7 protein-coding genes and 5 tRNA genes are annotated in these 8,719 nt (G+C 65.2%); 2 read left to right on the forward strand and 10 right to left on the reverse strand.

Annotated features, from left to right (window positions below):
- Nucleotides 1-36 precede the first annotated feature (36 nt).
- The 5 genes from ACE039_RS17950 to ACE039_RS17970 all read right to left on the reverse strand — a co-directional run bounded on the left by ACE039_RS17950 (nt 37) and on the right by ACE039_RS17970 (nt 6,359).
- Nucleotides 37-1,677, reverse strand: a complete 1,641-nt coding sequence (locus ACE039_RS17950) for an FMN-binding glutamate synthase family protein (protein WP_448708738.1) — start codon at nt 1,675-1,677, stop codon at nt 37-39.
- Between the two features lie 114 nt (nt 1,678-1,791).
- Nucleotides 1,792-3,015 carry a YeeE/YedE family protein gene (locus ACE039_RS17955; protein WP_485822956.1) on the reverse strand — a complete coding sequence of 408 codons (1,224 nt, stop codon included), beginning with the start codon at nt 3,013-3,015 and terminating at the stop codon, nt 1,792-1,794.
- A gap of 170 nt (nt 3,016-3,185) precedes the next feature.
- On the reverse strand, nt 3,186-4,469 hold the full coding sequence (locus ACE039_RS17960) for an arsenic transporter (RefSeq protein WP_485822957.1): 1,284 nt from the start codon (nt 4,467-4,469) through the stop codon (nt 3,186-3,188).
- 9 nt (nt 4,470-4,478) lie between these two features.
- Complete coding sequence (locus tag ACE039_RS17965; RefSeq protein WP_105558480.1) at nt 4,479-5,423, reverse strand: AEC family transporter; 945 nt, start codon at nt 5,421-5,423, stop codon at nt 4,479-4,481.
- A gap of 39 nt (nt 5,424-5,462) precedes the next feature.
- Nucleotides 5,463-6,359, reverse strand: coding sequence for a DMT family transporter (locus ACE039_RS17970; protein WP_485822958.1), 897 nt, complete (start codon nt 6,357-6,359; stop codon nt 5,463-5,465).
- Nucleotides 6,360-6,477: 118 nt separating this feature from the next.
- Here ACE039_RS17970 and ACE039_RS17975 point away from each other — a divergent pair, with 118 nt between their 5' ends.
- Nucleotides 6,478-6,921 (forward strand): GNAT family N-acetyltransferase, encoded by a 444-nt coding sequence (locus ACE039_RS17975; RefSeq protein WP_485822959.1) that lies wholly within the window; start codon nt 6,478-6,480, stop codon nt 6,919-6,921.
- 111 nt (nt 6,922-7,032) lie between these two features.
- Here the strand turns inward: ACE039_RS17975 and ACE039_RS17980 are convergent.
- Nucleotides 7,033-7,117: transfer RNA gene (locus tag ACE039_RS17980), tRNA-Leu, on the reverse strand.
- Between the two features lie 159 nt (nt 7,118-7,276).
- On the opposite strand from ACE039_RS17980, the gene ACE039_RS17985 reads away from it, so the two are divergent.
- The gene (locus ACE039_RS17985; protein WP_485822960.1) at nt 7,277-7,888 is read left to right on the forward strand and encodes a tRNA-uridine aminocarboxypropyltransferase; all 612 of its coding nucleotides are present in this window, start codon (nt 7,277-7,279) and stop codon (nt 7,886-7,888) included.
- 170 nt (nt 7,889-8,058) lie between these two features.
- Here ACE039_RS17985 and ACE039_RS17990 read toward each other — a convergent pair.
- The 4 genes from ACE039_RS17990 to ACE039_RS18005 form a co-directional block, all read right to left on the reverse strand.
- Nucleotides 8,059-8,143, reverse strand: a tRNA-Leu gene (locus ACE039_RS17990).
- A 107-nt stretch (nt 8,144-8,250) separates the two neighbouring features.
- Nucleotides 8,251-8,335: transfer RNA gene (locus tag ACE039_RS17995), tRNA-Leu, on the reverse strand.
- 107 nt (nt 8,336-8,442) lie between these two features.
- Nucleotides 8,443-8,527, reverse strand: a tRNA-Leu gene (locus ACE039_RS18000).
- A gap of 107 nt (nt 8,528-8,634) precedes the next feature.
- Nucleotides 8,635-8,719: transfer RNA gene (locus ACE039_RS18005), tRNA-Leu, on the reverse strand.

Consider the following 8,719-nt stretch of genomic DNA (forward strand, 5'->3'; position numbering starts at 1 on the left):
TCCGAGCTTCCGCGCCGGTATTTGCGTGCGGCGGGACTAGACGTGTTGCTCGGCCAGCGCCGTCGTGATGTCGCGCGTGGGTTGGAATGATTGCGCCTGCGCCATGGCCCAGCCCACCCGGAATACCTGGTGGCGGAATTCGCCGCGCAGCAGTTCACCGGGCGCCAATTCGGGGAACAGCGCCGAGAGCAGCCGGATTTCGCTGGAAGAGATGCGGCGCGCGATATGGTGGGGGCGCAGCTGGTTGGGATGCGTGAGCCCCGCGGCGGCCAGCAGTTCGGCCAACGCGTGCAGCGTGTTGCTGTGGAAGTACGTCACGCGCTGCGCCTTGTCCGGCACGACCAGCGCACGTTGGCGCATGGGGTCTTGCGTTGTGACGCCGGTGGGGCATTTTCCCGTATGGCAGGCCTGTGCCTGGATGCAGCCGATGGCGAACATGAAGCCGCGCGCGGCGTTGCACCAGTCGGCGCCCATCGCCATGACGCGCGCCATGTCGAACGCGGTGATGATCTTGCCCGACGCACCCAGCTTGATGCGGTCACGCAGGTTCACGCCGATCAACGTGTTGTGCACCAGGCGCAGGGCTTCGCGCAACGGCGTGCCGACATGGTCGACGAATTCGACCGGCGCCGCGCCGGTGCCGCCTTCCGCGCCATCCACTACGATGAAGTCCGGCGTGATGCCGGTTTCCAGCATGGCCTTCACGATGGCGAACCACTCCCATGGGTGGCCCACGCAGAACTTGAAGCCCACCGGCTTGCCGCCGGAAAGTTCGCGCAATCGGGCCACGAACTTCATCAGTCCGATAGGCGTGTCGAAGGCAGAGTGGCTGGCCGGTGAATTGCAGTCCTGCCAGGCGGCCACGCCGCGCGCTTCCGCGATCTCGGGCGTGACCTTGCCTGCGGGCAGGATGCCGCCGTGCCCCGGCTTGGCGCCTTGGGACAGCTTGATTTCGATCATCTTCACCTGCGGCGTACAGGCGTTCTTGACGAAGGCTTCTTCAGAGAACGCGCCATGCTCATCGCGGCAGCCGAAGTAGCCCGAACCGATGTTCCACACCAGGCTGCCGCCCGGCTGGCGGTGATAGCGGCTGATGCCGCCTTCGCCCGTGTCGTGCGCGAAGTCGCCCTGGCGCGCGCCCTCGTTCAGGGCCAGGATGGCGTTGGCCGACAAGGCGCCAAAGCTCATGGCCGACACGTTGAACGCCGACATGGAATACGGTTGCTTGCAGTCCGGGCCGCCAACGGTGACGCGAAAGTCCGTGTCGTTGATGTGCGAGGGCGACATGGAATGGTTGATCCATTCGTAGCGGTCGCCGTAGACGTCTTCCTGCGTGCCGAAGGGGCGCTTGTCGATTTCGCGCTTGGCGCGCTGGTACACGATGGAGCGTTGCGCGCGCGAGAACGGCGCGGCCTGCGTGTCGTCTTCCAGGAAGTACTGGCGGATCTCGGGGCGAATGAACTCGAACAGGAAGCGCAGGTTGCCCAGGACGGGGTAATTGCGCCGGATGGCGTGGCGGGTCTGGATCAGGTCATAGACGCCCAGGGCGCCGAGCAGCGCAAGCGGGACGGCAGCCCATAGCCACCAGAGCGAGCTGGTAACCGCCAGGACAGCGGTAACCGCCGCGCCCGCCAGGGTCAAAATAAAGGCCGTATAGCGGCCGACAATCCAGCTCATAGTCCTCTCCGTGTCGCGGAATGCAGCAACCATACACCAGCTGAACCGCCAGAAAAAAAGAAAGCCCCCTAAATCGGGGGCCATTCCTGGAACACTGTTTTCCGGTAGTCGATGTCAGCAGCTGGAAGGGGGCGGCGTCTTTTCGACCGCCAGCCCGAAGGCCGGGCGCAGCCGGACACCCAGCGCGCTGCCTGCGAAGGCGGCCGGCAACCAGATCCACGCATGCAGGCTGCCCGACAGGATGCCGCTGAAGTAGGCGCCGATGTTGCAGCCGAAGGCCAGGCGGGCGCCATAGCCCAGCAGCAGACCGCCGATGACCGCGCCGGCCAGCGAACGCGCCGGCACTTTCCAGATGGGCGCGAACTTGCCGGCCACGCTGGCGGCGGCAAGCGCGCCCAGCATCAGGCCGATGTCCATGACCGTCGTGACGTCCTGGCGCAGCGGCGCGGCCAGCGCGGGCTGCTTGCTCCAGTAGGTCCAGGTGGCCACGTCGCCGGCGACCGAGTTCCAGGCCTTGGCGCCCCACAGCGCGAAGGCCGACGTGATGCCCCACGGGCGGCCGGCCAGCGCCAGCGTCGCGAAGTTCAATACCACCAGCGCCACGCCGCCCCAGATCAGCGGCCACGGACCTTGCAGCAGCGAGACGGGCCGCGCGGTGCGCGACGCAAACGAGATCACGTGGCCGTGGCGGCGCTTCTCAAGCGCGGTGGCGCCCCAGGCAATCAGCGCGAACACCGCCAGGTTGGCGATCAGCGCGGGTGCCAGGCCCCAGGTCTTGATCAGCGACGTCGGCGCCAGCGCCGGCAAGGTGGACCACCAGCCGAAATTGGCGGTGGCGACCACGGACCCGATGATGAAGAACAGCAGCGTGACCAGCATGCGGGTGTTGCCGCCGCCCACCGCGAACAACGTGCCCGACGCGCAGCCGCCGCCCAGCTGCATGCCGATGCCGAACAGGAAGGCGCCCAACACGACCGACACGCCCGGCGGCGATACCAGCCCCGCGACGGGTTGGCCGAAGAGCGAACCGGACGCCAGGAACGGGAAGAACAGCAGCACGCCAACGCCCAGCATGAGCATCTGCGCGCGCAGGCCCGCACCGCGGCGGTCGGACACGAAGACGCGCCAGGCTTGCGTGAAGCCGAACGAGGAGTGATAGAGCGTTACGCCCAGCAGCGCGCCGACCACCCACAAGGCGCCCTGGCGCCAGCTGACGGTCTGGTTCAAATACAGCGCGCCGGCCAGCAACAGCAGCAGCGCGATCCAGAGCGGCGCGCGGTTGATGCGGATGGGTGGCAGGGCCGAGGGCAGGGGCAGGGTCGAGGCGTTGGAGCTCATGGGGGGTGTCCCGGTGGGATCTGAATCGTCAATGCAAACGGGCGCATATGGGGCGCCCGTCGGAATGTTGGAAGTGTAAGGCCGGGCCTTAACGCCCTCAAACCATCAATTAGTGCTTCATTAATAACTATTGGTTATATAAAAGCAGCGAGCGGCTGCGCCACGCTGCGTTACGACTGCAGCCGCCACACGAGCGCGGCCAGCGTCAGCAGCAGTACCGGCAGCGTCAGAACAATACCTACTTTGAAGTAGTATCCCCACGTGATCCGCAAGCCTTTGCGCGCCAGCACATGCAGCCAGAGAAGCGTGGCCAGGCTGCCGATCGGCGTGATCTTGGGCCCCAGGTCGCTGCCGATGATGTTGGCGTAGATCATCGCGTCCTTGAGGGGGCCCGTGGCGCTGGTGTCCGCGATCGACAGCGCGCCGATCAGCACGGTCGGCAGGTTGTTCATGATGGACGACAGGAATGCCGTGATCAGGCCAGTGCCCATCGCGGCGCCCCACAAGCCGTATTCGGCGCAGCGGTCCAGCACCTGCGCCAGATGCGCCGTCAGGCCGGCGTTGCGCAAGCCATACACGACCAGGTACATGCCCAGCGAGAAGATCACGATGTGCCAGGGGGCCTCGCGCATGATCTTCCGCGTGCCCACGACATGCTGCCGTCCGGCGATCACCAGCAGGCCCACGGCGCCGGCGGCGGCGATCGCGCTGACTGGGATGCCCATGGGTTCCAGCACGAAGAAGCCGGTCAACAGCAGCGCCAGCACGATCCAGCCCGCGCGGAACGTGATCGGATCGCGGATGGCCGAGGCAGGCGCCGGCAGTTGGCTCACGTCGTAGCGGGGCGGGATGCTCTTGTGGAAGAACAGCAGCAGGACGGCCAGCGTGGACGCGACGGCCATCAGGTTGACCGGCAGCATCACGGACGCGTATTCACCGAAGCCGATGCCGAAGAAATCCGCCGATACGATGTTCACCAGATTCGACACGATCAGCGCGATGCTGCCCGTATCGGCAATGAACCCCGCGGCCATCACGAAGGCCAGCGAGGCGCCCGGGCCGAAGCCCAGCGCCAATAGCATTTCCATGACGATGGGCGTCAGGATCAGCGCGGCGCCGTCGTTGGCGAACAGCGCCGACACCGCGGCGCCCAGCAGCACGATCAGCACGAACAACAGGCGTCCGCGCCCGCCTCCCCAGCGGGCGACATGCAGCGCCGACCACTCAAAGAAGCCCGCCTCGTCCAGGATCAGGCTGGTGACGATAATGGCGATGAAGGTGGCGGTGGCGTTCCAGACGATGTGCCACACATCGGCGATGTCGGCCACGTGGACCACGCCCGTCGCAAGGGCCAGGCCCGCGCCGATCACGGCGCTCCAGCCGATCGACAGCCCCTTGGGCTGCCAGATCACGAGCGTGATGGTCAGGATGAAAATAGAGGCGGCAAGCAGCATGGAAAGCGGTCAGGAAAGGGGATGGGCGTTGATCCAGGCGACCAGCAGGCTGACCGTCAGTACCGACGCCACGGTGGATACAAGGATGGCGCGCGATGTCACGCGGGCGTCGCGGCCATACATCTTAGCCAGCATGAAAGGGCCCGTGCCGATCGGCAGCGCGCTCATCAGTACGGCGGTCCAGGCCCATAGCGGCGGCATGGAAAAAACGGTAAAGGCCAGCACCGCCGTGACGGCCGGCTGCAGCAGCAGCTTGCCCGTCACCAGGCGCAGCACGCCGGGGCCCGCGGTGGACGTTTCCGTCTGCGCCAGGAACAGCCCGATCGTGACCAGCGCACAGGGGCTGGCCGATGCGCCCAGCAGCGCGACGTAGCGGTCCACGCCTTCCGGCAGGGCCACGCCGGTCGACGCCCACGCCAGGCCCAGCATGGGCGCCGCCAGCAGGGGGTTGCGCAACAGTGCGCGGCCGACCTTGAGCAGGGTGGCCGCCACGTTGGGCGTTTGCTGGCGGTCGAATTCGATCATCGCGATGGCGACGCCGAACAGGACGCTGGCGGTCAGCAGGGTGGTGAAAGCGGCAGGCGCCAGGCTTTCTGCGCCGAACAGCGCCAGGCAGAGGGGGATGCCCATATACCCGGCATTGGCATAGGAGGCGGCCAGGCCCTCGATGCTTCGGTCGGTCAGCGTGCGCCGGCCGCCGCGTCCCGGCAGGAACGACACCAGGAAGGTGACCGCGATGCCGCCCGCGAACGCGCCGACGAAGCCCCAGTGCGCCATATGCGCCAGGTCCACCTGCGTCATGGCACGAAACAGCAAGGCGGGCAGGGACAGGTACACCACATAGCGGTTCAGCGCATCGGTCGCGCCCGGGCCCAGCAGATTGCGGCGGGCGGCCAGCCAGCCGGTCAGGATCAGCGCAAAGACTGGCAGGGCGGCGGTAACGACGGCATTCATGGGCGACGGTGCGGGCAGGCCAGGGGCGCGGGAAGGCGCCTATTCTACTTGCGGCGCCCGCGCGCTGCGGGTGACAAGCAGAATGCCGATGGCGGCCAGCGCCATGCCGAGCCAGGCCAGCATCGGGATGGACTCGCCCAGGGCGATCAAGGCGAAGATGGCCGTGCAGGGTGGCACCAGGAAGAACAGCGCCGACACCCGCGACGCTTCGCCATGCCGGATCATGGTCAGCAGCAGGGTGATGGCGACCAGCGAATTGCCCACCACCAGATAGGCCAACGCTGCCAGCAGCGGGCCCGTCCATTCGATGCGCATCGGTTCCAGCCAGAAAGCCAGCGGCGCCGACACGGCCAGCCCGACCGCGTACTGCACCAGATTGGATGTGACCGGGTGCGTTTGCGCGCCATAGCGTTTTTCATAAAGGGTGCCGCCCGTGATGCACAGCAGCGCCGCCACGGCGAACAGCAATCCCAGCGGCGCCAGCACATCGATGGACGCCTTGGCGACGATGACGAGCCCCGCGCCCGCCACCCCCAGGCCCAAGCCGGCCCACCGTCGGGCATCGACGCGTTCGTGCGCGATCAGCGGCGCCAGCAGTCCGATCAAAATCGGCTGCAGCGAGGCGATCAGCGCCATGCCGCCCGCCGACATGCCTTGCTTCAACGACAGATAGGTGAAGCAGAAGTAGCCGGCCTGCAACAGCAGCCCCACCATCGCCAGGTGGCCCCATGCGCTGGCGCCGCGCGGCAGGGGCGGGCGCAGGACAAGCATGAAGGGCAGCAGGATGAGCACGACGCAGGCGTACCGGACCGCCAGGAAGGTCATGGGATCGGCGTAGGTCAGCCCGATCTTGAGCACGACGAATCCACTGGACCACAACAATAGGAAAAGCGCGGGTGCGGCTTTCAGCCAAGCCGGTGGGGCAGAGGGCGTCATGTCGTGCCTGGGCAACGTGGGTAAGCCGCGATCGTACCCCTTTTCGCGTGGCCGCCATCCCTGAGAGAATGCGGCGTAGGATATTTGTTATTGATCTGCTGCACGCGAGGGAACGGAGATGTCGACCAACAAGCAATCTACGGTGCGTATCGCTTTGGGTACGTGGGACCGGCTGCGCGAAGACGCGTATTCGGTCCGCTACGAGGTATTCGTCGTCGAACAACGAGTGCCGCCCGAGATCGAGCTGGACGACGACGACGCCGTGTCGGTGCATGCCGTGGCTTATGGTCCGGACGGCACGCCGATGGGCACGGGCCGGCTGCTGCCAGACGGCCACATCGGCCGCATGGCGGTGCACAAGAAAGCGCGCGGCATGGGCGTGGGCGGGCAGTTGCTGGACGCCTTGATCGGGCAAGGTCACGGCGACGGCCACCGCATGCTGGTGCTGCACGCCCAAACCCACGCCGCCGGATTCTACGAGGCGCACGGCTTTGCCGTCGAGGGCGAGGAATTCGTCGAAGCGGGTATCCCGCACGTGGTGATGACGCGGGTGCTGAAGTAGGGCGGCGCAGCGCCCCGGTATCGCCGGGGCCGGAAAAGAAAAAACCCCGGTCGTTTGCACGATCGGGGTTCTTCTTGGCGCATCACGACAGGTACCTCGTGATGTAATAATTGGTGCCCAGGAGAGGACTCGAACCTCCACACCTTGCGGCACACGGACCTGAACCGTGCGCGTCTACCAATTCCGCCACCTGGGCGCTGGTGCTTCACTTGTTGCGTCGCTTTCGCTTCGTTTCTTGTTCAGCAGCAGAGAAACGAGATTATGCATACTTTTTTTGTGGCGTGCAAGTAATGGCGGATATTTTTGGTCTTTCCGCGTTTTTTTAAGCGGGCCGGTTTCGATATAGTGTCGCCCCATGTCCCGTTCCCTTTGTACGCGTTGCCTGCGTCCCGAGTCGCACTGCCTGTGCGCGCTCATCCCTTCCTTGTCGTGCCGCACTCGCGTCGTGGTCCTGCAGCACCCCAGCGAATCGCGCCATGCGCTGAACACGGCCAGGTTGGCCGTGCTGGGGCTGGCCGGCGCGCGGCGCGTGGTGGGCGAACGCTTTTCGTCCGCGGATTGGGCCCAGCCCGGCTACGCGCCGCGCCTGTTATTCCCGGGTCCCGCCGCCGAGACCTTGAACCCGGGCTATGGCCAGGATCTGGACGAGCCGATTCTCTTGATCGTGCCGGACGGAACATGGGGGCATGCGCGGAAACTCCTGCATATCAATCCCGAGCTTGCGGCGTTGCCGCGCGTGATGCTGCCCGAGGGGCTGAAAACGCGCTACCGCGTGCGTCACGCCGATATCCCGGGCGCGCTGTCCACGATCGAAGCCGTCACGCACGCGTTGAACGCGATCGAGGCCCCGATGCGGGCCGACGCCTTGCTCCGGCCTTTTGAGGCCTTGATCGACGGGCAGATCGAAGGCATGGGCGAAGACCTTTATGCGCGTCACCATTTGCAGCGCAAAGTGCCGTGGCGTTGAGGCCGGCGGCAGGGCGGGGCAAGGTCCGGTATTAATAATGTCGGGGGTAATGGCGGGCGCGTGCATCGCGCTCGTGGCGCGCAAAGCAAAAGCCCCGAATCTCTTTCGATTTTCGGGGCTTTCAGCCTTGCTATCAAACCAGCCTGCTGCTGATCCGACTTATATGCGGGTGGTGCCCAGGAGAGGACTCGAACCTCCACACCTTGCGGCACACGGACCTGAACCGTGCGCGTCTACCAATTCCGCCACCTGGGCACTGGGAAGCACTTTCGTACTTCACATCTTTCACTGTCTTTACTGCTTTGCTTATCAGCTACTTTGCTTATCAGGCCCGCTCGAAAGCGGATCCGATTTAAATTCCGTGGTGCCCAGGAGAGGACTCGAACCTCCACACCTTGCGGCACACGGACCTGAACCGTGCGCGTCTACCAATTCCGCCACCTGGGCACTGGGAAGCACTTTCGTACTTCACATCTTTCACTGTCTTTACTGCTTTGCTTATCAGCTACTTTGCTTATCAGGCCCGCTCGAAAGCGGATCCGATTTAAATTCCGTGGTGCCCAGGAGAGGACTCGAACCTCCACACCTTGCGGCACACGGACCTGAACCGTGCGCGTCTACCAATTCCGCCACCTGGGCACTGGGAAGCACTTTCGTACTTCACATCTTTCACTGTCTTTACTGCTTTGCTTATCAGCTACTTTGCTTATCAGGCCCGCTCGAAAGCGGATCCGATTTAAATTCCGTGGTGCCCAGGAGAGGACTCGAACCTCCACACCTTGCGGCACACGGACCTGAACCGTGCGCGTCTACCAATTCCGCCACCTGGGC

This window comes from Achromobacter maghribensis (assembly GCF_057334215.1).